This window comes from Delftia acidovorans NBRC 14950, from assembly GCF_001598795.1.
Lineage (GTDB): Bacteria > Pseudomonadota > Gammaproteobacteria > Burkholderiales > Burkholderiaceae_C > Comamonas > Comamonas acidovorans.
In genome coordinates, this window is record NZ_BCZP01000002.1 from 330,368 (window position 1) to 350,494 (window position 20,127).

Consider the following 20,127-nt stretch of genomic DNA (forward strand, 5'->3'; position numbering starts at 1 on the left):
ACAGACGAAGGATGGATCAACGAGATACGGCTGTTCGGCCGCGTGCAGGCCCGCAAGAATGCGCCGGTACAAAGAGAACATGGAGACAAGCATGAATCGACGCATTGTGCTGCAGGCCGCCGGCCTGGCAGCGGCCGCCCTGTTGGGCGCAGGAACCGTCCAGGCCCAGGCCTTTCCAACCAAGTCCATTACCCTCGTGGTCCCCAACCCGCCCGGCGGCGTGGTGGACACGGCGGCACGCCTGGCGTCCGACCCGCTGTCGCGCCTGCTGGGGCAGTCGGTGGTGGTGGACAACCGGGGCGGCGCCAGCGGCAACATCGCCTACCAGATGGTGGCCCGGTCGCCCAAGGACGGCTACACGCTGCTGGCCTCGTATTCGGCCTACCACGTGGGCAATCCGGCACTGTTCCCCAAGCTGCCCTGGGCGCAGTCCGAGCTGGCGCCCGTGGGGCTGATCGTGGCCGCCACCAATGTGATCGCCGTTCATCCTTCCGTTCCGGCGAACAATCTGCAGGAGTTCATTGCCTATCTGCGCAAGAACCCGGGCAAGGTCAATTACGCGTCGCAGGGCAATGGCTCGCTGTCCCATGTGGGCACGGCCGTGTTCGCCCAGGTGACCCAGACCCAGATCACGCATGTGCCCTACAAGGGGTCCGGCCCTGCCATCCAGGACGTGCTGGGCGGCCAGGTGCAGATGTTCATCACCACGCCGCCTTCGGTGCTGGGCCATGTGCAGACGGGCAAGCTCAGGGCCCTGGCCGTGACCAGCAAGACGCGCCATCCCATGCTGCCCGATGTGCCCACCACGGCCGAAGCGGGCCTGCCGGGCTTCGAGCTGGAAGCCTGGGTTGGCCTGTTCGCACCTGCGGGCACGCCGCCCGACGCCATCGCCAGGCTGTCGGACGCGCTCAAGACCTCCCTGGAGTCGCCCGACGTGCAAAAGCGCGCGGCCCTGCAGGGCGTGGAGCCGCGATTCCTCGGCCCGCAGGCGCTGGGCGCCCTGGTCCAGCGGGAGACCGATCACTGGGGCAAGGTGATCAAGGCCAACCACATCACGATGGATTGATGGGTGGCACCCCCTGAGCGGCTTACGCCGCTTCCCCCTCTCTACTCGCTTCGCGGGGGAGGGGGACGACACCCTCGGGGCGGGGCGGCCCTTCCTCGGTGTCTCTGAGTGGGGGCGCGCCAGTTTTATGTCCAGCGCTATGAAGAACTGATATGACTAGCAAAACCCATTTCCGCATCGGGCAGATCGTGCCCAGCTCCAACACCACGATGGAGACCGAGATCCCCGCCATCCTGCGCGCCCGCGAGGCCCTGGCGCCCGAGCGTTTCACCTTCCACTCCAGCCGCATGCGCATGAAGCATGTGACCAAGGAGGAACTGGCCGCCATGGACGGCGACAGCGACCGCTGCGCGCTGGAACTGTCGGATGCGCGGGTCGATGTGCTCGGCTATGCCTGCCTGGTGGCCATCATGAGCATGGGGCGCGGCTACCACCGTGTCTCGCAAGCGCGCCTGCACCAGCGCACCGTGGACAACGGCGGTCCCGCGCCCGTGGTCACCAGCGCCGGCGCCCTGGTCGATGGCCTGCACGCCATCGGCGCGAAGAAGGTGGCGCTGCTGGCGCCCTACATGAAGCCGCTGACGCAGCTGGTCATCGACTACATAGAGAACGAAGGCATCGAAGTGGTGGACAGCATCTCGCTGGAGATTGCCGACAACCTGCAGGTGGGCGCCCAGGATGCGCGCGCACCCATCGAGATCACGCGGCGCCTGAACACGGCCAACGCCGACGCGGTCATCGCCTCGGCCTGCGTGCAGATGCCCTCGCTGGCCTCGGTGCAGCCCATCGAGGACCGCGTGGGCCTGCCGGTACTGTCTTCCTCGGTAGCCACGACGTTCATGATGCTCAAGCGCCTGGGCTTGCCGACAGCCGTTCCGGGATTCGGTGCGCTGTTGAGCGGTAAATACTGAATCTTTCCTTGAGAAAGGCCGCTATTGCGGCCTTTCTCGGAGCGGGGCTGGTCTAATTCGCGGCATCCAGAACTGGCATGAGCCAAGTCAGAGACACCGAGCAAGGGCCGCCCCGCCGCGAGGGTGTCGTCCCCCTCAGGGGGAAGCGGCGACGCCGCTCAGGGGGGGCTTAGATTGCCGGAATGCGCAGCTTCTGGCCGGGGTAGATCTTGTCTGGGTGGCTCAGCATGGGCTTGTTGGCCTCGAAGATCACCGGGTACTTGTTGGCATCGCCATAGAACTTCTTGGCAATGGCCGACAGCGTGTCGCCGCGCACCACGTCGTGGTACTGGGCTTCGGGCTCGGGGTTGGTCACCGTCATCTGGTTGTCCACCGACTGCACGCTGGAGACGTTGCCGCAGCACAGCGTCACCTTTTCCTTGACCGCCTGGGTGGGGGCCGTGCCCAGCACCGTGACCTTGCCCTGCGAGCCATCGAACTGCACCTTCACGTCGCTGACGCCCAGGTTCTGCGTGCCGATATAGGTCTCGATGGCCTTGGCGGCCTTGGCATTCAGGTCTTGCGCAGGCTCGGCTGCCTGTGCGGCGCTGCCGCCGAACAGCTTTTCGCCGGCTTCCTTGATGAAACTGAAAAGTCCCATGGGTGACTCCTGTTGGTGGGTGGAAAAACGGAAAGGCCAATGTAACGCCTAACAGTGGCAGCGCGCGCTGCCGGGCAGGAGCGCTCCCGGATTTTTGACATTTGCGCCATTCTTGCGTTCACGTCCTCACTCAGTTGTCGTCCATGGCTGACGCTATCCTCCGGAAAACTCCGATAATCGCGCCCATGACTTTTTTGGCCATAGACATCGGCAACACCCGCTTGAAATGGGCGATGTACGACGCGCATCGGCCTGGCGCCGCTTTGCTGGCGCACGGCGCGGAGTTCCTGGAGCACATCGAGCACTTGGCCGAAGGGCCGTGGAGCGACCTGCCCACGCCTACGCGCATGCTGGGCTGCGTGGTGGCCGGCGACACGGCGCGCCGGCGCGTGCACGACCAGATCGACATGATGCTGGGCTGGGATTTCGAGCCGCAGTGGGCCGTGCCCGGCGCGGCCGAGGCCGGAGTCACCAACGGCTACGACTTCCCCTCGCGCCTGGGGGCGGACCGCTGGGTGGCCATGATCGGCGCGCGCCAGCACATCCTGCAGCGCGGGCCAGAGCGGCCCCTGATCGTGGTCATGATCGGCACCGCCGTCACCGTGGATGCGCTGGACCAGCACGGCCACTTCATGGGCGGTCTGATCCTGCCGGGGCACGGCATCATGCTGCGCGCCCTGGAAAGCGGCACGGCCGGCCTGCACGTGCCCACGGGTGCGGTCACGCCATTCCCCACCAACACCAGCGACGCGCTGACCAGTGGCGGCACCTACGCCATCGCCGGGGCCGTGGAGCGCATGTACCAGCATCTGTACATGCACTGCAGCATGGAGCCCGCCTGCGTCATGGCCGGCGGTGCAGGCTGGAAGATGGTGCCCAGCATGACGCGGCCCTTCGAGCTGGTGGACAACCTCATCTTCGAAGGCCTGCTGGTCATGGCGCAGCGCCGCTGGGGCGATGCCAGCGGCCTGCCTGCCGACGCGGTCAAAGCGGCCTGAAGCCACTTCGATCGTGCGGCGCAGCATCGCGCCGTTATATCCGTTGCGTAACAGTTGATGACAGCGCTGATGCCGGGTGCGGGGGCGGCCGTGGACCCCACATCCGGAGCCTTTCGCGGGGGATGCGGCGACAGTGGATAATCCGCGGCAATGTCTTCCACCAATCACGTCATGGAACCGATTGCCGGTGTCGAAGCCCCGATCAAGGGGCGGCTGGGCGAACGCCTGCTTTCCGCCGGCAAGCTGAACGAGCGCGATCTGCAAAACGCCCTGCAGGCGCAGCAGGAGCTGGGCGGCTACCTGGGCCAGGTGCTGGTCCAGCTGGGCGTGGTGGCGGAAGCCGACGTGGCCCAGGCGCTGTCCGAGCAGCTGCACATGCGCTGGCTGCGCGCGGAAGAGTTTCCCGATCTGCTGCCCGATGTGCCGGGCCTGCTGGCCAGCTTTCTGGATGCGCAGTGCGTCTGCCCCATTTCGCTGCAGGACGGCGTGCTCGAAGTGGCCATGTCCGTGCCGCAGGACCCCTTCATCACCAAGGCGCTGCGCCTTGCCACCGGGTTGCAGATCAAGCCCGTGCTGGCGCTGGAAGCCGATATCCGCAAGGCCCTGTCCGAAGCCGGCCAGGAACCCGAAGGCGAAGAAGGCCAGGACTGGGAGTCGGACGCCACGGGTGGCGACTTCGTCGAGCATCTGAAGGACCTGGCCAGCGAGGCGCCGGTCATCCGCCTGGTCACGGGCATCATTTCCCGCGCCATCGAGCTGCACGCCTCCGACATCCACCTGGAGCCCTTCGAGGCTGGCCTGCAGGTGCGCTACCGTATGGACGGCGTGATCCATGCGGCCGAACTCGTGCCGCCACGGCTGAGCGCAGCCGTGGGCTCGCGCGTCAAGCTGCTGGCCCATCTGGACATTGCCGAGCGGCGCCTGCCGCAGGACGGCCGCATCAAGACCCGCGCCAAGGGCCGCGAACTGGACCTGCGTGTCTCCACCGCACCCACGGTGCATGGCGAGAGCATCGTCATGCGGGTGCTGGACCGCGCCAACGTGCGCCTGCGCCTGGAAAGCATGGGCTTCGAGGCCGATACGCTGGAGCGCTTCAACACCTTGCTGGCCAAGCCGCACGGCATCGTGCTGGTCACTGGGCCCACGGGCTCGGGCAAGACCACCACGCTGTACGCGGCCCTGTCCAAGATCGACGCGGTTTCCAACAAGATCATCACCGTCGAGGACCCGGTCGAGTACCAGCTCGACGGCATCAACCAGATCCAGGTCCATCCGCAGATCGACCTCACCTTTGCCAACGCCCTGCGCTCCATCCTGCGCCAGGACCCGGACATCATCATGATCGGCGAAATGCGTGACGGAGAAACCGCGCAGATCGCCGTGCAGTCCGCACTGACAGGTCACCTGGTGCTGTCCACGCTGCACACCAACACGGCCGCAGGCGCCGTCACCCGCATGCGAGACATGGGGGTGGAGAGCTACCTGATCACGTCCTCGGTCAACGGCGTGCTGGCCCAGCGCCTGGTGCGCACGCTGTGCTCGCACTGCAAGCAGCCCGACACGCTGCCGGCCGCCGCCGTCGAGGGCAGCGGGCTCAAGCGTTTTTTGCGCGAGGGCTCTCCCATCTACCGCGCCGTCGGCTGCGAGCATTGCCGGGGCACGGGCTACAAGGGCCGTACCGGCATCCATGAACTCATGGTCATCGACGAGCCGCTGCGCCGCGCCATCATCGAAGGCCAGGACGCCAACGCCCTGCATGCCATGGCGGCCAAGAGCGGCATGCTGAGCCTCTACGACGACGGCCTGCGCAAGGTGGCCTCGGGCGCCACCACGCTGGACGAAGTGCTGCGCGTGACCCAGGACCAGAGCGATGCCTGATTACAGCTGGGAGGCCGTGGACAGCCGCGGCCAGATGGTCAAGGGCACTTTTTCCGCTGCGGCCGTGGCCGAGGTGGTGGTGCACCTGCGCAAGAGCCGGCTGTCGCCCATCAAGGTCGAGGAAGCCGTGGGCCTGGGCAATGTGCCGCTTGCGGTGCGTGCGCTCAAGAAAGGCCGCATCAAGGCCGACGACATCCAGGGCATGACCACCGAGTTGGCCATCATGATGCGTGCCGGCCTGTCGCTGGACAACGCGCTCAAGGTCCTGGTGGAGATGAGCCACAAGGTGCAGATGCAGGCCATGCTCCAGTCCGTGCTCGACAGCGTCAAGGCCGGCATGCCGCTGAGCCAGGCACTGGGCAAGCACCACGACCTGTTCGGCGACTTCTATATCAACATGGTGCGCTCGGGCGAAGCCAGCGGCCAGATGTCGGGCGTGCTCAACCGGCTGGTGGAACACATGGCGCGCCAGCGTGCCCTGCGCGACAGCGTGGTCTCGGCCACCATCTATCCTGCCATCCTGCTGGGCGTGGCCGTGCTGTCCCTGGTGGCCATGCTGGGCTTCGTCGTGCCGCAGTTCGAGCAGCTCTTCAACGACATGGGTGACGCGCTGCCCCTTCCCACGCAATTCGTGATGGGGCTGGGCCATGCGTTTCGCAGCTACGGCTGGGCGGTGTTCATCGTGCTGGGCGCGCTGGGCTGGGTCTTAGCCCGCTGGGCCAAGAGTCCCAAGGGTCGTCAGACCTGGCAATCGTGGCTGCTGGGCCTGCCGGGCCTGGGTGGCGTGGTGCGCAAGTACCAGCTGACCCTGTTCAGCCGCTCGCTGGGCACGCTGCTGGGCAACGGCGTCACACTGCTGACCGCACTGCGCATTGCCAGCGACACGGTCTCCAACGTCGCCATTCGCGAGCGCCTGGAAAAAATGGGTCCCATGGTCAAGGAAGGCCATCGCATGGCCCATGCCGCCCAGAAAACCGGAGAATTCGAGCCCCTGGCCCTGAATCTGGTGCGGGTCGGCGAGGAAACCGGCCGGCTGGGCGACATGATGCTGGAGCTGTCCAACATATTGAACCGCGAGGTCGAAAACGCGATCAAACGCCTCCTGACCATGCTGGAGCCGGCGCTGATCCTGGTCCTCGGTATCCTTATCGCCTCCATCATCGTGTCGATCCTGCTCGGAATCCTGTCCGTCAACGATCTGGCCGTCTGATGAATCTGAATTGTCTGAAAGGTATATAGAAGATGATGCGCATGCAAAAGCAACTGTCCTCCCGCGCCCGCAAGCGTGGCTTCACGCTGATCGAACTGCTGGTCGTGCTGGCCATCCTGACCCTGCTGGCCGGCCTGGTTGGCCCCAAGGTGCTGAACCAGTTGGGTGGAGCAAAGACCAAGACGGCCGGCGTGCAGATCGCCGACATCGAAAAGGCGCTGGAGCTGTACAAGCTCGACGTGGGCCGCTATCCCACCTCGCAGCAGGGCCTGGACGCGCTGGTCAAGCAGCCTGCCGGCGTTGCCGGCTGGGCGGGCCCCTACCTCAAGGGCGGCGTGCCCAATGATCCCTGGAACAACCCTTACCGCTACACCTACCCGGCTGCCAATGGCGACCTCGAGATCCTCTCGCTGGGTTCCGACGGCACACCCGGTGGCGAGGGCGAGGCCTCTGATATCCGCAACACCAAGTAAGTTGCTGGTCTGACGCCGTAGTGCAACGCTGCCTCCGTGCCGGGAATATGTCTTGAAGCGCGCCCATGGTTTCACGCTGATCGAGTTGCTGGTGGTCTTCGGCATCCTTGCCGCGATCATCGGCATCGTGCCGCCCGCCATGGGCAAGTTGCGGGATGCCGTCGCCTACCGCCAGACCGTGCAGGACGTCACGGCCCTGCTGCGCAAGGCTCGGCAGCAGGCGACGCTGCAGGGCATGCCCGTGGCGTTTGCCGTCAATACAAATAGCCGCCAGTACGGCATTGCCGGGCAGGCGACTGCCAAATTGCCAGACACCCTGACAGTGCAATTGACCACGGCTGCGGGCACGGCCCTGGCCGATGGCAGCCAGACCATTGTGTTCCTGCCGGAAGGTGGCGCCACTGGGGGCAGCATCTCGCTGATTCGCGGCGAGGGCAGCGGTGTACGCCTTCGCGTGGACTGGCTGTCCGGCCTGGTCACCAAAGAGGGCTTGTGATGCGCCGCCACACTGCAGCCCGCGGCTTCGCGGGAGGCATGACCCTGCTGGAGTTACTGGTGGCATTGACCATCATGGCCATCTCCGTCGCTCTGATATATCGCGCTGTCGGTGGATCAGCCCGGGGCGTGACGCAGTTGGAGCGTAACCAGGGCGCTGCCATGCTGGCAGAGTCGCTGATGGATGCTTTTTCCATGGTCGATCCAGGTGGAACCCAGGCCTCGGGGCAAGATGGGTTTTATACGTGGCAAGTTGCGTCAGCGCCTTTTCCTGTGGGTGATCTCCCAGAAACGGCCGTCCCGCTGCATGCCCTGCGCATCACGATTGTTTCTGAAGGGCGCAGCTGGGTGTTCGAGACCCTTCGTCCGCAGCGGCCACTGCAACAGGGTGAGGTGTCGCGGTGACAAGACAGTTGCGACCCGCTCGGCCGTACCAGTCAGGCTTCACCCTGGTGGAGTTGCTGGTTGCGATGGTGCTGCTTTCCATGCTGACATTGGGGCTGGCCTCGGTGATGTCCACCGTATCGCAGACTCAGGAGAGAGTCGATGTTCGACTGGACCGCATGGATCATCAGCGCGTGGCGATTGGTTTTTTGCGGTCCACTCTCGGACAGATATCGGCGGTGAGGCGCCAAGCAGGGATGCGCAAACAAGGTGAGAGCGAGTTCTTCTTTCAAGGGGGACCGCGCGGCATGCAATGGCTGGGCATCATGCCGGCCCGGTTCGGGATGGGCGGACGTACGCATTTCAGGCTGGCTGTCGAGGGTGATGCCTTGACACTGTATTTCGCGCCGTGGAAGGCTGCGGATGTTGCACCTGATTGGGCGCAGGGGCAGTCGTATGTGATCGACCGGGGCGTCACGGCTTTTGCCCTGAGTTACCAAAATGTCAAAGTAGGGGTCTCGCAGTGGTCGCCACAATGGGAAAATGAGAAGGAACTGCCCTCGGCGGTACAAATACAGCTTCAAGGCGGTTCTGGCAGTTGGCCCCTGATTGCCGTGGAGTTCCATACACCACCGGCGACGAATCGCTCTACCAGCGGCGGGGCTGTCTTTGGGGGCGGTCAGCGATGAAGAGTCTGCAACGCTGGCCGATAGCGGCTTCGAACAAGGGGATGGCGCTGGTTCTTGTGCTGTGGATCGTTGCGGCGCTTGCCATCTTTGCTAACAGCTTGGGTGGCGTGGTTCGCAGGGAAGCGGCGGTGGCCAGCGTGGTGCGCAACTCCATCTATGGCCGAGGGGCTGGTGAAGCAGCCATTTTCCGGTTACTGCAGAAAATAGCAATCCAACCCTCAGACTTTGCGGAACGCCGAGTAGAGGGTGTCCCCTGGGGGGGGCAGATAATAGAGGTCGAAGTCGCCCCCTGGAGCGGGCTGATCAACATCAATGCTGCCCCGCAGAATCTGTTGGCGGTGGTGTTGAAAAAACTGGGTGTACCTCAGTCCGAAGCTTTGGCGCAGACGCTGGTTGAAACACGCCAGGTGGTCAGGGCAGGATCTGCGGGCGTGGCCTGGGAATCCCCCGAGGATTTGCTGCAGGTGCCAGGGATGACCTATGGCATCTACGCACAAATGCGGCCCTTGATCGTTGCAGATACAGGCGGAAGATCCGGAGTCAACCTGAAGGCGGCCCCGGAACTGCTGCTGAGGCTGCTTGAGGGTGTGGAGGATGGGGCGGTTCGCGGAAATATCACCAGTACGCGTTATCGACTGACGGCCAGAGTACCCGTCGAGGGAGGGGGCGCCGTGCTGGTCATCCGAGATGTGGACGTTTCAAGGGCACGCCAGAATTCACTGCCCTGGGTGGTGCTGTCCGCTTCCCAGGTGTGGGCTGGGCGTATGTGATGTACTCAATCGGATGTGGCGCCAGAAGTTAGGAGAGCGCTGGACCGCTGCTAGCCGGAAGGAAAGAAAGTGAAAGTAATACTATTGAATGGTTGTGGCGTCGTATGACATTGATGACTTCTGATGCCAAACTGTTCGGTTTGGACTTGCGGGGGCTTTCATCGGAGCTTCGTGAGGCATGGCAGGCACTTCAGCGCCTACCATTGCTCAGCCGGCTGCTTCCGGCATCGATGGTGCAAGTCTGGGTTGGTGCCCAGGCGCCTATCGTCGCTAGGGCGCAGGGCGTCAACATCGAGTGGCTCGATGGATCGACCACTCTCTTGGCGCAAGCACAGTACACGGCGGTTCTGTTGGAGGACGATCAGGTTCTGCAGCGGGTTCTGAAGCTTCCGCAAATGGGACCGACTGCAATGAGGGGCGCCATTGAGCTGGACGTGCAGACGATGACGCCCTTTGCTCCACAGGACACGCTTTGGGCCTATGCGGTCCGGCCCGCTGCGCGGGCTGGTGCGCTGCTGCATGTTGAAGTGGTACTTGCCTCGCGTGCGCAAGTTGAACAGGTGCTGCGCCAGCGGGCTTCAAGCATGCCGGAGGGTGTCCACCCTGAGGTTTGGGCCCCCACCAGTGGCAGCCCTGTCGTGTTGCCGGGTTTTGGCGAAACATCGCGCTGGCGTGGCGAAGCAAAGCGGGGCGGCTGGATCGGGTTGGGCGTGATCGGGGTGCTCGTCATGGCCCTGGCCCTGGCGGTCACTCCTACCGCGCAACTGAGATTGCGTGCGGTCGATGCGGGAGAACAATTTTCCCGGCTCAGCAAATCCACCTCCGAGGTTGTGGCACAGCGCCAGGCCCTGGTTGAAGGAGTGCAAGATCTGGGCAAACTGCAGGAGCGTGTGCAGCAGCAAATCAATCACCTGCAGGTGCTGGCGACGCTGACAAAGGTATTGCCCGATGACACAGCAGCTCAGCGCGTGGTGTTCAGAGGCAGCAAACTTACGGTCCAAGGGCTTACCAACAATGCGTCTAACGTAGTGGCATTGCTGGCTAAGACTCCTGGCTTTCAGGAAGTACGACTGCCAACGGCCGTGACGCGTGTCCCCGGATCTGGCAAGGAGAGCTTTACGCTGGAGGCGAACATCGATCCGCAGGTCCTGGGCATGCTCGCCAAGGCAGAAGAGGACAAGCCGCCAGCGGAAGGCGGGGCGATTGCCAAGGAGGTCCAATGACAGCAGGCGCGCAGAAGCTGACCTTGCGTCAATGGGCCCTTCTTGGTGGGATCGCCGTCCTCTTGGTTGTTCCACTGTTACTCCTGGGAAGCTGGATTTATTCCAAGCACCAATGGGCCCAGGAACAACTGGGCACACTGGAGCCGCGCTACGCGAGGCTTGCCGGCATGCAGGGGCAGACGGAGGAAATTCAGGAAGCGCTGAAGAGGATCGAGTCCACCAAGGCTCTGCACATCTACCCGGCAGAGCAGGACAGCACTCAGACTGGCAATGCACTTCAGCAACGCTTGCGGACCGTCTTGGACAAAGCGGGACTCTCCGTGGTCAGCAGCCAAGTGCGTCCTACCTCTGAATCAGGTGAATCTGATCAGGGTCCTTATGAACGCATTTCCGTGTCGATGACGGCAGAGGGCGAATGGTCTGCCATCCAATTGGCCATCATGTCATTACCCGAAGTTACGCCCACCGTGTGGCTCGATGATCTGCAACTGAATCTGCTGGGCAATCTGGAAAGCAACAACCTCAGAGTGCCGCCCAAGATCAGCGCGCAGTTTGTTTTCAGCATTCTTCGGAGCAAGCCGTGAACCAGCGCATTCTTTGGACCGCAGGGTTGTCCGTGCCCGTGGCGCTGTTGGGGGGAGCACTTGCGTGGATGTGGTTGACACCGCAGATGCAGCTCAAAAACGCTGGCTGGGAGGCTCCGCATCCGATCAAGGCAGATATTCAATCGCTTGTGCCTGCCGAGCAGGCACTTTCTGGTAACAAGCCGCAGGGCGAGATGCAGCTGCTGGAGATGCACGAACGGCCGCTGTTCGTGATGAACCGCAGGCCCCCACCGCCTCCCCCACCGCCAGAGCCTGAGAAAAAAGTCGAAGAAATCCCTGATGCCTGGGTGCAGGCGCGTGTCACAGGCATTTTTGAGGGGCCTGTCACCGGGATCATTGTCCATATCGATGGCAAGGAGCGACGGCTCATGCTCAACCAGAGTTTTGCGGGCTGGAAGCTGCAAGGCATAGAGCAGCGCAGCATCCTTTTGGAGCGCGGCGGTCAGATACGTTCGTTGCAATTGGCGAAGGCCGTCCTCGACAAAGGCCCTAGCATTCCGGCCAGCATGCGCGTGCCTTCCGTCGGCGCGGGGCCTTCGCCTGGCAGCAACTCTGGCGAATCGGCTTCTGAGCGCGCAGAAGGGGAGGCAGGCGCCCCCCCGGCTCGGCCAGCACCGCGTGCCGTATTCGGCGGAACCTCGAGCCGCAAATGAAACAGTTTCTTAAGAAAACCATGAAATTGCAAAACAGACATTTTCATACGGCGCTGTCGCTGGCGGTTTGCCAGCTGTTGGTTGCCTGTGCACAGCCCCAGCAGAACAACTATGTCAGCCATTTCGGCGCGGGTCAGCAATCCGAAGGCTATGTGTTCAATGACGAAGATCAAAGCGTGGGCAAGAAGGCCTCCGAAAAATCATCGACGCCCGAGCCACGCCTCCTTGAGGGGACTGGTAAATTGCTGGCCGATGCCAAGCCGTCCAAGGCCTTGAAAGATGCGCAGGTCAAGCTCAGTTTCGAGGATGCGCCTCTGGCCCAGGTCGTGCGGACAGTGCTGGGGGATATTCTTGCGCTTGACTATGTGCTGCACCCGCCGATTACTGGAACAGTCACCCTGAGCACGCAGCAGAATGTCTCGGGGGACAACGCGTTGTATCTGCTGGAGGCGGCCTTGCAGGCCAATGGCATGGGTATAGCGCGTGATGCTCGTGGCACTTACCATGTCGGCCGTCTTGATGCGCTCAAGGGCTTGGGGGCTGCAGTACGGCAGGCGTCGCCCACTCAGCCACTGGCGCCAGGATACGGAGCCATTGTTGTGCCGCTGAACTATATAGGTGCCAATGAAATGGCGGCCATCTTGCGTCCCATGGTGCCGGGTGATGCCATTCTTCGTGTTGACAACGTGCGCAACATGCTGGTGATGGCCGGATCCCGTGCACAGGCGGAAGGTTGGCTTGAGATGGTTCGCACCTTCGACGTAAATGTTCTGGAAGGCATGTCGGTAGGCGTTTTTCCTCTCAAATATGTCTCTATCCAGGAAGTCAGTGCCGCTTTGCAACTGATGAGCGGGGGCGGTGCCCCTGGGGCTGGGGCTCCTGGCGCGGGTGTGGCTCCTGCTGCAACTACGGCAAGGCCAGGGGGGGCGGCGACTGCAGCACCTGGCGCTTCCATGGCGGCTCTGGGCGAAGGCAATCCGCTATTTGGTGCCCTGCGCATCATTCCCATTGAGCGGCTCAACAGTATCTTGGTCATCACGCCTCGCGCCTCCTATCTGGATGAGGCGCGCCGCTGGATTGCCAAGCTCGACCAGGCTGGCACGGGTGGGGCGCAGCCGCAACTCAATATCTACAAAGTGCAAAACGGCAATGCTCGGCACCTGGCAAGTGTTCTGTCGGGTATTTTTGGAGGGTCTGCCGGAGGTATGTCTACCAACAGCGGCGTGGCGCCAGGACTGGGTACATCCACGACGAGCATGGGGGGGAGCAGCTTCGGAAGCGGCGGCTTGGGTAGCAGCAGCTTTGGCAGTGGTGGTTTTGGCGGCGGTGGTTTGAGTAGTGGCGGCTTTGGTGGCGGCAGTTTTGGCAGCGGTGGCTTTGGTGGTGGTGGACTCGGCGGGGCGGGGCGTGGCTTCGGGCAGACCGGAAGCACCGGCCAGTTGGGCGGAGTGGCAGGGGCAAGCGCCGCAGCCACCAGTCTGGGCAGCGTTCGTGTCATGGCGGATGAACTCAACAACTCCGTGCTGGTCTGGGGTACGCCCGCAGAGTACGAGCGTATAGAGGCGGCGCTCAAGAAACTGGATTTGCCTCCCACGCAAGTGCTGATAGAGGCAAGCATCGTGGAGGTGACGCTGAACGACACCTTGCGGTACGGTTTGCAATGGGCCTTCAGTGGTGATGTCGGCAACAAGGGTTATAGCGGTACGGGCAGTGTGCTGACCGGGGATGCTCCCGGTTCAACAGGATTCGCAGAAACTGGCGGACTGGCGGCAACTCTTGGCTCAGGCTTCAACTACACGGTCAAGAACTCGCTGGGCAATATCAAGGCAGTGCTCACTGCTCTTTCGGGCAAGACCAATGTCAAGGTGGTGGCCAGCCCTACGGTGATGGTGCTGGATAACCATACGGCGGGCATCATGGTGGGCACACAGCAGCCCTATTCGGCGGGCTCCACCACATCGACAACGACGGGAGTTACTACCAACATTCAGTACAAGGATACCGGGGTCATCCTGCAAGTCACTCCTTCGGTCAATTCCGGCAATATCGTCACCATGAATGTCGATCAGACTGTCTCGGCGCTGGGCTCGAATGTAACTGTAGGGGGGTCCAGCAATCCCTCCTTCTCGCAGCGGCAGATCTCCAGCAGGGTGGCAGTGCGCTCTGGAGAGTCAATTGTCATGGGCGGACTGATCCAGGAGCGCTCTACCAACACGCGCAGTGGCATCCCCATACTGCATGATCTTCCGGTGGTTGGAAATCTCTTCGGGCAGACATCGAACGTGGGGGATCGAACAGAGCTGCTTGTCGTCATCACGCCAAGAGTCGTTCGCACGGACATTGATGTGCGGGTGGTCAGCGACGATTTGCGTGAGCAAATGCGTTCTTTGACGCCCTTGCTGAAGTCACCCAATACAGTTCCTGCTGCTGACGACGGTGCAAGGGGCAAGCCGCTGGTGGAGGTGGGGCCCCTGACGCCTGAGCAGCGCTAGCAGCTCAAGTTCCCGGAACATTCTTCTTCAAAGATGTTCCAAATACCTTTTTGGACCAAGATACACATATGAACACGTTGACAAAGATCCCTGCATTGGCAGGCATGCGCCGGATTTTGTGGGGTGCGGGTGTGGCTGGCGCCTTGGTGCTGGCCGGCTGTGCCACCACAACAGGGGGCGAGCAGAGCAAGGCTCAGAAACCCGAGGAGGCCGTAACGCAGCGATCGAACGAGTTCTGGAAGGTTCGCATGGCGGGGGATGTCGGTCAGGCCTATGCTTTCACCACTCCAGGCTATCGTGCGGTCAACAGCCTGGAGAAGTACCGGCTGAACCACGGCGCCGTCCCGTCCCTCAGTGGTGGCTCGATCGCCTGGGTCAAGTGCGAGGACAAGCGCTGCGAGGTTCGCAAGAACTTCACCACCAGCAGCCCGGTCATGGGCAATACACAGATTCCTATCTCTATCAGCGAGGTGTGGACGCAGGAAGACGGCCAGTGGTGGCTGTTCCTGGAATAAGGCGGCTATGGATCTGGCGCGCCGTGCGGGCTGGCGTCAGGCCAAAGGTTGGTAGCGTTCTCCGGGCATGCCTCATGCTCGGTATGGACGAAGCCAAAAGTCGGGCAGGGTAGGCGCTGGAAGCAATGTTTGCCATAATGCGCCGTCCCTGATCTGGTGCTCGCTAGGGAAGTGTTGTTTTTTTTCAAAACAAGGCTTGGGCGCCTCCGAAAAGCGGTATGGGGGCATGACCGGCTGTGCTACGATTCCCTGGCGATCAATCGTGGTGGTTGCAACTACCTTATCTTTTTACTGGAGATAGTTCTTATGAAGAAAAATGTTCTGGCCCTGAGCATTGCTGCCATGGTTGGTGGCCTGGGCTTCGCTGGCGCTGCGTCCGCACAATCGTTCCAAGTGAACGAAAGCGGCACAGGCCACATCCTGGTGGTGCCCTACTACACCGCCCAGAACGGCAACATGTCCGTGTTCCACCTGACCAACACCGACACCATCCGTGGTAAGGCTGTGAAGGTGCGTTTCCGCGGTGCTTCGAACTCCGACGACGTGCTTGACTTCCAAGTCTTCATGTCGCCTGGTGACGTGTGGACCGCTGCTGTGACGGCTGACGCCGCTGGCAAGGCCCAGCTGGTGACTGCAGACAACACCTGCACGCTGCCCGCTATCGCCAAGAACACGCCTGTTCCGTTCGTGACCGATCGTCTGGCTCGTCAAGGCTGGACTGACGCGGACAAGGCTGCTCAGACTCGTGAAGGCTACGTTGAAATCCTCAACATGGCCGACATCTCGAATCTGAACCCTGCTGCTTCGTCCTTGTACAAGGCCACGAAGCACGCGAACGGCGTTGCTCCTTGCACCTCCTCGGTCCTGCAAGACACGCTGCTGGGCTACCCCGCCATGACTTCGCAGAACGAACTGTCCGCGCCCACCGCGACGCTGACCGGTTCGTGGTATGTGATCAACGTGGCTCAGTCCACGACGTTCTCTGGCGCCGCTCCCGCTCTGGTGGGCAATGCTCCTACACGCGTCGTGTTCTCGCCCCAAGTTGAAGGCGAAACCACGTTCAAGACGTCTGACCCGCTGATGGTTGCTGGCACTATCAAGGCTCAGCACTATGACGTGCCTGACCTGTCGACGCCTTACTTCGCCAGCCAATCGCTGACGAGCCAGACCGACGCCGACACCAATGCTACGAACCTGACGAATGCTCTGGGTCGTAACACCATCATGAACCAGTACGCAACGGATCTCAGCATCTCTGCTAAGACCGACTGGGTGTTCTCGATGCCTACCCGCCGCTACACTGTGGCTGCTAACTATGCATCGACGGCCACGAACTATGCTGGTCAGCTGAATGTGTCTGCCACTGGCACGCCTACGACTGCTGAACTGAACGCTTACACGTACATCAACAGCGCTGTGACCGGCAACATCTTCTCGACAGGTGCCAAGGTTTCCGCCAATGACCAAGGTCAGCTGTGCGTGACGGCTTCCAAGCAAGAGTTCTACGACCGTGAAGAAAACGTGCAGTCCAGCGGCGCGATCTTCTCGCCCGGCACGACCAAGACGGCCAAGCTGTGCGGTGAAGTCAGCGTGCTGTCCTTCACGTCCGATGCTTCGGCTCTGGGCGCTGCTGTGGCACGTCAGACCGTGGCTGCTCCCTACACTAACGGTTGGGGCACCATCGGCTTCGGTACGGACCGCGCTCCCGTCCTGGGCGCTGCGTTCCTGAAGCTGACCAACCCCCAAGCCGTTCCTGGCACCGTGGGTACGTACGGCATCACCTGGCCCCACGCTTACGGCTCTGCCGCTCAGTAATCGGGCACTTTCACGCGCAAGCGTGATCTAGAGAAGGCGGGAGGAAACTCCCGCCTTTTTTGTTTTTTCGGAAAGGACTTATGACTGCTTCCATCCAACGACTGACGATGGCCTCGCTGATGTTGACTGCCATGATGGCAGGCCAGTGGGCCTGGGCTGAAGCCAAGTTGCCCGACGCTGCGGATGCCCGCAAGCCCGCTGCTGTTCAGACGCTGGCACAAGGCCAGAATATAGTGATCACGGATCTGGACGTGCAGGCGGATGCGCAACGCATCCCCCCAGATGTGCGCCCCTTGATTCTGGCGCGCTCACAGAATGTGGGGCAGATGGCGTCTGATCTCTATGTCTTCCGCAACATGGCCAAGATGGCGCAGCAGCTGGGAATGGAGCGCGATCCCCGGGTGGCTGCTGCCCTGCAGGTTGCGCGTGACCGGGTGCTTGCCAACGCCTGGATGGATGCGCTGGATGAAAAGAACATGCCCAGCCTGGAGGCCGCAGAAAAGCAGGCGCGCAGCATTTACCAAGCACAGCCAGATCGCTTCAAGGTTGGTGAAGAAGTGCGTGCGCGCCACATTCTGATTTCAGGCAAGGATGCCGAGGCGCGTGCCAAGGCAGAACAAGTGTTGGCGCAGCTCAAGTCAGGTGCAGACTTTGCAACGTTGGCCAGGGAAGTGTCGGCTGACAAGGGCAGTGCAGCGCGTGGTGGTGACCTGGGCTTTTTCGGCAGGGATCGCATGGCTCCGGAGTTCGAGAAGGCCGCTTTCGCGCTGCAAAAGCCCGGTGATCTCTCCACTGTCGTGGAGACCCAGTTTGGTCAGCACATCATCCAACTGGAAGCACGTCGTCCCGCCGGCATCAAGCCTTTCGAGGAAGTGCGCGAAGGTATGGTCAAAGAAATCCGCTCCATCGCTGCCAAGGACGTGCGCTCTGCAACGGCCGAGCAACTCCGTGCGGATGTCAAGGTTGACAATGCTGCGGTTGAAGCCTTCGCTTCAAAGAACGAACCCAAGCCCTGAGCATTGAGCCGCGCGTGTGCTATCGAGCCATGTGTTGCCTTGTTGTTGCAAGCATTTGAAATGCTTTGTCTTCATCGTAGGCACGTGACGCTGTGATGCGCGAAAATGCCAGGTTTGGCATGAACTGAAGTGCCGCCGCCGTCTCTGGCGCGCGGCACTTGTCGCATAACAACGCATGTACTCTTTACTCGGCGAATGCCGCGCGCTGTGGCAGGCTCGCAGCCTGCTGTGGGTGATGACCCGGCGCGAAGTGGCTGCCCGCCACGCAGGCACGGCCGCGGGCGTGCTCTGGCCCTATCTGCAGCCGCTGCTCACCGTGGCGGCCTACTACCTCGTGTTCGACGTGGTGTTCTCGATGCGCCTTGGCGACAACGCACCCACGCATGCCGTGGGCGCGTTTCTTGTTGTGGGCGCCTTGCCGTGGATGGCGTTTTGCGACGCTACGGCACGTGGCATGAACAGTCTGGTCGAGGCGGGTGGCATTCTGCAAAAGAACCCGTTGCCGCCAGTGCTGTTTCCCATGCGTGCGGTACTGGCCAGCAGTGTGATCTTCGGACCCTTGTTGTTGCTGGTGGCCTTGGCTTATCTGCCCCAGCACGGCTTGACCTGGTCGCTCGTGGCACTCATCCCCCTGTTGCTGGGCCAGCTGCTGCTGTGCGCCCTGCTGGCTTATGCGCTGGCTATTCTGACGGCGGCACTGCGCGATGTGGGGCAGCTTGTGACCTTCTTTCTGTCCGTCGGTATCTATCTCTCGCCCATTCTTTTTCCGCTGGCCTTGTTTCCCGAGCGCTGGCGCTGGGTGCTATGGGCCAATCCCATGACGGCGTTGGTTCTTGGCTACCAGAATGTGCTGCTGCAGGGGCTGTGGCCTCAAATGGCGGTCTGGGCGGCTTTGGGCATCTGGATTCTGGTTTTGGCTGTGCTGCTCAATGGCTTGGTGCGACGCAGCCGTGATCAACTGGTGGACTGGCTATGAACGCCAAGCATGTCGAATTGCCTGATGACCTGGTACTGCGTGTGCGCAATCTGGGCAAGGAATACAAACTTTATCCCTCGCCGCGAGCGCGCTTCAAGGCCTTGCTGACCGGTGTTGCCACGCACCGAAGCCATTGGGCATTGCGGGATGTGTCATTCGAATTGCGCCGAGGCCAGTGCATTGGTGTGATTGGCGACAACGGTGCAGGCAAGAGCTCGCTGCTCAAGCTGCTTGCTGGCACCTTGCAGCCCAGTTGCGGGCAAATAGAGCGTGTGGGTCGGGTCACGGCCATTCTGGAGTTGGGCGCGGGATTTCACCCTGATTTCAGCGGACGCGACAATCTGTATTTCGGTGGCAGCCTGATTGGTATCTCCCCTGAGCGCATGCGTGAGCTGGAGCCCGAAATCGCAGCCTTTGCGGAGTTGGGCGAAGCACTGGAGCGGCCGGTCAAGACCTACTCTTCGGGGATGGCGGTGCGCCTGGCGTTTGCACTGGTGACGGCCGTGCAGCCCGATGTGCTGATCATTGACGAGGCGCTCGCTGTAGGCGACCAGCATTTCCAGAAGAAGTGCATTGAGCGCATCATGGCCTTCCGCAACAGCGGCTGCACCATCCTGTTTTGTTCCCATAGCCCTTATCACATCCGCCATCTTTGCGATGCAGCCCTGTGGCTGCGCGGCGGGCATGTGGCGCAGTTTGGTGCGACCGAGCCAGTGCTGGCCGCCTACGATGCACATACCCGCGAGCGCCAGGAGCGCGAGCAGAGGGCTTTGTGCGGCGAGATGCTGCCTGCTGAAGTGGAGCCCGCTGTGCCAGCGCCTGCTGCGGATGAAGTGCCTCCCGCGCCGGTCGCTGCCGTGGACAGCGGCACAGCCTGCATCCTGTCCGTGGATGTGAAGGATCTGGCTGAACCTGTGGGGGATCAGCCAGGGTTGCTTCAGAGCCAGGATCTGGTTGTGACCATTACCGCGAGAGGACGTGGCAACGAGCGGCCGCACATCGGCTTCATGATCGAGCAGTCCAAGGGCGTGGGCATTACTTCGCTGGCAACGCATGAGGATGGTGCAGCCCCGCGGCAATTGCCAGACGGAAGCTGGCAGACCGTGCTGACCTTTCCCGAGTTGCCTCTGCACAGCGGAGACTATGTGATCAGCGCCTTCCTGTTCGATGAAACCGGGCTGGCCGTCTATGACGAATGGTTCCAGTTCCTGCACCTGCGCTTTATTTTCCCCAAGCCCCTGCCTGGACTGGTGCGCCTGCCCCACCACTGGAGCTGAGCGGCTCTGCCACACCCGCGCAAGCGGCTCGGCTGTCTCCC

20 protein-coding genes are annotated in these 20,127 nt (G+C 62.1%); 19 read left to right on the forward strand and 1 reads right to left on the reverse strand.

Features of this window, described 5'->3' with window-relative positions; translation table 11 throughout:
• Positions 1 to 91 precede the first annotated feature (91 nt).
• Positions 92 to 1,066: a Bug family tripartite tricarboxylate transporter substrate binding protein gene (locus DA1_RS04165; RefSeq protein WP_034398138.1), complete on the forward strand. Its 975-nt coding sequence runs from the start codon at positions 92 to 94 to the stop codon at positions 1,064 to 1,066.
• Between the two features lie 152 nt (positions 1,067 to 1,218).
• Positions 1,219 to 1,977: a maleate cis-trans isomerase family protein gene (locus DA1_RS04170; protein WP_034390263.1), complete on the forward strand. Its 759-nt coding sequence runs from the start codon at positions 1,219 to 1,221 to the stop codon at positions 1,975 to 1,977.
• Positions 1,978 to 2,146: 169 nt separating this feature from the next.
• Here the strand turns inward: DA1_RS04170 and lysM are convergent, their stop codons facing one another.
• Positions 2,147 to 2,617 carry a peptidoglycan-binding protein LysM gene (gene lysM, locus DA1_RS04175; protein ID WP_012203227.1) on the reverse strand — a complete coding sequence of 157 codons (471 nt, stop codon included), beginning with the start codon at positions 2,615 to 2,617 and terminating at the stop codon, positions 2,147 to 2,149.
• A gap of 185 nt (positions 2,618 to 2,802) precedes the next feature.
• On the opposite strand from lysM, the gene DA1_RS04180 reads away from it, so the two are divergent.
• The 17 genes from DA1_RS04180 to DA1_RS04260 all read left to right on the forward strand — a co-directional run bounded on the left by DA1_RS04180 (position 2,803) and on the right by DA1_RS04260 (position 20,086).
• Complete coding sequence (locus tag DA1_RS04180; RefSeq protein WP_034390266.1) at positions 2,803 to 3,615, forward strand: type III pantothenate kinase; 813 nt, start codon at positions 2,803 to 2,805, stop codon at positions 3,613 to 3,615.
• 171 nt (positions 3,616 to 3,786) lie between these two features.
• Positions 3,787 to 5,493: a type II secretion system ATPase GspE gene (gspE, locus tag DA1_RS04185; protein WP_034390268.1), complete on the forward strand. Its 1,707-nt coding sequence runs from the start codon at positions 3,787 to 3,789 to the stop codon at positions 5,491 to 5,493.
• A complete protein-coding gene (locus DA1_RS04190; RefSeq protein ID WP_034390269.1) occupies positions 5,486 to 6,703 on the forward strand; it encodes a type II secretion system F family protein in 1,218 nt (405 codons plus the stop codon). Before gspE ends, DA1_RS04190 begins: the two co-directional genes overlap by 8 nt.
• 32 nt (positions 6,704 to 6,735) lie before the next feature.
• Positions 6,736 to 7,176, forward strand: a complete 441-nt coding sequence (gene gspG / locus DA1_RS04195; RefSeq protein WP_017405949.1) for a type II secretion system major pseudopilin GspG — start codon at positions 6,736 to 6,738, stop codon at positions 7,174 to 7,176.
• Positions 7,177 to 7,228: 52 nt separating this feature from the next.
• Entirely contained in the window at positions 7,229 to 7,672 is a 444-nt protein-coding gene (locus tag DA1_RS04200) for a GspH/FimT family pseudopilin (RefSeq protein ID WP_034390271.1), read from the forward strand.
• Positions 7,672 to 8,076, forward strand: coding sequence for a type II secretion system protein (locus DA1_RS04205; RefSeq protein WP_051940517.1), 405 nt, complete (start codon positions 7,672 to 7,674; stop codon positions 8,074 to 8,076). The genes DA1_RS04200 and DA1_RS04205 overlap by 1 nt, the downstream gene beginning before the upstream one ends.
• Positions 8,073 to 8,744: a type II secretion system protein GspJ gene (locus tag DA1_RS04210; RefSeq protein WP_034390274.1), complete on the forward strand. Its 672-nt coding sequence runs from the start codon at positions 8,073 to 8,075 to the stop codon at positions 8,742 to 8,744. Before DA1_RS04205 ends, DA1_RS04210 begins: the two co-directional genes overlap by 4 nt.
• Positions 8,741 to 9,514 carry a general secretion pathway protein GspK gene (locus DA1_RS04215; protein WP_034390275.1) on the forward strand — a complete coding sequence of 258 codons (774 nt, stop codon included), beginning with the start codon at positions 8,741 to 8,743 and terminating at the stop codon, positions 9,512 to 9,514. The genes DA1_RS04210 and DA1_RS04215 overlap by 4 nt, the downstream gene beginning before the upstream one ends.
• A gap of 113 nt (positions 9,515 to 9,627) precedes the next feature.
• Positions 9,628 to 10,737: a PilN domain-containing protein gene (locus DA1_RS04220; protein ID WP_162269873.1), complete on the forward strand. Its 1,110-nt coding sequence runs from the start codon at positions 9,628 to 9,630 to the stop codon at positions 10,735 to 10,737.
• A complete protein-coding gene (gene gspM, locus DA1_RS04225; RefSeq protein WP_034390279.1) occupies positions 10,734 to 11,321 on the forward strand; it encodes a type II secretion system protein GspM in 588 nt (195 codons plus the stop codon). Before DA1_RS04220 ends, gspM begins: the two co-directional genes overlap by 4 nt.
• Complete coding sequence (locus tag DA1_RS04230; RefSeq protein WP_051940520.1) at positions 11,318 to 11,995, forward strand: hypothetical protein; 678 nt, start codon at positions 11,318 to 11,320, stop codon at positions 11,993 to 11,995. The genes gspM and DA1_RS04230 overlap by 4 nt, the downstream gene beginning before the upstream one ends.
• Positions 11,992 to 14,487, forward strand: coding sequence for a type II secretion system secretin GspD (gene gspD / locus DA1_RS04235; RefSeq protein WP_230590706.1), 2,496 nt, complete (start codon positions 11,992 to 11,994; stop codon positions 14,485 to 14,487). The genes DA1_RS04230 and gspD overlap by 4 nt, the downstream gene beginning before the upstream one ends.
• 68 nt (positions 14,488 to 14,555) lie before the next feature.
• Complete coding sequence (locus tag DA1_RS04240; RefSeq protein ID WP_034390281.1) at positions 14,556 to 15,002, forward strand: hypothetical protein; 447 nt, start codon at positions 14,556 to 14,558, stop codon at positions 15,000 to 15,002.
• 306 nt (positions 15,003 to 15,308) lie between these two features.
• Positions 15,309 to 16,817 carry a hypothetical protein gene (locus DA1_RS04245; RefSeq protein ID WP_034390282.1) on the forward strand — a complete coding sequence of 503 codons (1,509 nt, stop codon included), beginning with the start codon at positions 15,309 to 15,311 and terminating at the stop codon, positions 16,815 to 16,817.
• A gap of 80 nt (positions 16,818 to 16,897) precedes the next feature.
• The gene (locus DA1_RS04250; protein ID WP_230590707.1) at positions 16,898 to 17,833 is read left to right on the forward strand and encodes a peptidylprolyl isomerase; all 936 of its coding nucleotides are present in this window, start codon (positions 16,898 to 16,900) and stop codon (positions 17,831 to 17,833) included.
• 175 nt (positions 17,834 to 18,008) lie between these two features.
• On the forward strand, positions 18,009 to 18,809 hold the full coding sequence (locus tag DA1_RS04255; protein WP_034390284.1) for an ABC transporter permease: 801 nt from the start codon (positions 18,009 to 18,011) through the stop codon (positions 18,807 to 18,809).
• Entirely contained in the window at positions 18,806 to 20,086 is a 1,281-nt protein-coding gene (locus DA1_RS04260; RefSeq protein ID WP_034390286.1) for an ABC transporter ATP-binding protein, read from the forward strand. Before DA1_RS04255 ends, DA1_RS04260 begins: the two co-directional genes overlap by 4 nt.
• Positions 20,087 to 20,127: the final 41 nt, after the last annotated feature.

Bases quoted from the DNA above. Each gene is read 5' to 3' on its own strand.
- DA1_RS04165 (WP_034398138.1), top strand. From the start codon at position 92: ATGAATCGACGCATTGTGCTGCAGGCCGCCGGCCTGGCAGCGGCCGCC.
- DA1_RS04170 (WP_034390263.1), top strand. From the start codon at position 1,219: ATGACTAGCAAAACCCATTTCCGCATCGGGCAGATCGTGCCCAGCTCC.
- lysM (WP_012203227.1), bottom strand. From the start codon at position 2,617: ATGGGACTTTTCAGTTTCATCAAGGAAGCCGGCGAAAAGCTGTTCGGC.
- DA1_RS04180 (WP_034390266.1), top strand. From the start codon at position 2,803: ATGACTTTTTTGGCCATAGACATCGGCAACACCCGCTTGAAATGGGCG.
- gspE (WP_034390268.1), top strand. From the start codon at position 3,787: ATGGAACCGATTGCCGGTGTCGAAGCCCCGATCAAGGGGCGGCTGGGC.
- DA1_RS04190 (WP_034390269.1), top strand. From the start codon at position 5,486: ATGCCTGATTACAGCTGGGAGGCCGTGGACAGCCGCGGCCAGATGGTC.
- gspG (WP_017405949.1), top strand. From the start codon at position 6,736: ATGATGCGCATGCAAAAGCAACTGTCCTCCCGCGCCCGCAAGCGTGGC.
- DA1_RS04205 (WP_051940517.1), top strand. From the start codon at position 7,672: ATGCGCCGCCACACTGCAGCCCGCGGCTTCGCGGGAGGCATGACCCTG.
- DA1_RS04215 (WP_034390275.1), top strand. From the start codon at position 8,741: ATGAAGAGTCTGCAACGCTGGCCGATAGCGGCTTCGAACAAGGGGATG.
- DA1_RS04220 (WP_162269873.1), top strand. From the start codon at position 9,628: ATGACTTCTGATGCCAAACTGTTCGGTTTGGACTTGCGGGGGCTTTCA.
- gspM (WP_034390279.1), top strand. From the start codon at position 10,734: ATGACAGCAGGCGCGCAGAAGCTGACCTTGCGTCAATGGGCCCTTCTT.
- gspD (WP_230590706.1), top strand. From the start codon at position 11,992: ATGAAACAGTTTCTTAAGAAAACCATGAAATTGCAAAACAGACATTTT.
- DA1_RS04240 (WP_034390281.1), top strand. From the start codon at position 14,556: ATGAACACGTTGACAAAGATCCCTGCATTGGCAGGCATGCGCCGGATT.
- DA1_RS04245 (WP_034390282.1), top strand. From the start codon at position 15,309: ATGAAGAAAAATGTTCTGGCCCTGAGCATTGCTGCCATGGTTGGTGGC.
- DA1_RS04250 (WP_230590707.1), top strand. From the start codon at position 16,898: ATGACTGCTTCCATCCAACGACTGACGATGGCCTCGCTGATGTTGACT.
- DA1_RS04255 (WP_034390284.1), top strand. From the start codon at position 18,009: ATGTACTCTTTACTCGGCGAATGCCGCGCGCTGTGGCAGGCTCGCAGC.
- DA1_RS04260 (WP_034390286.1), top strand. From the start codon at position 18,806: ATGAACGCCAAGCATGTCGAATTGCCTGATGACCTGGTACTGCGTGTG.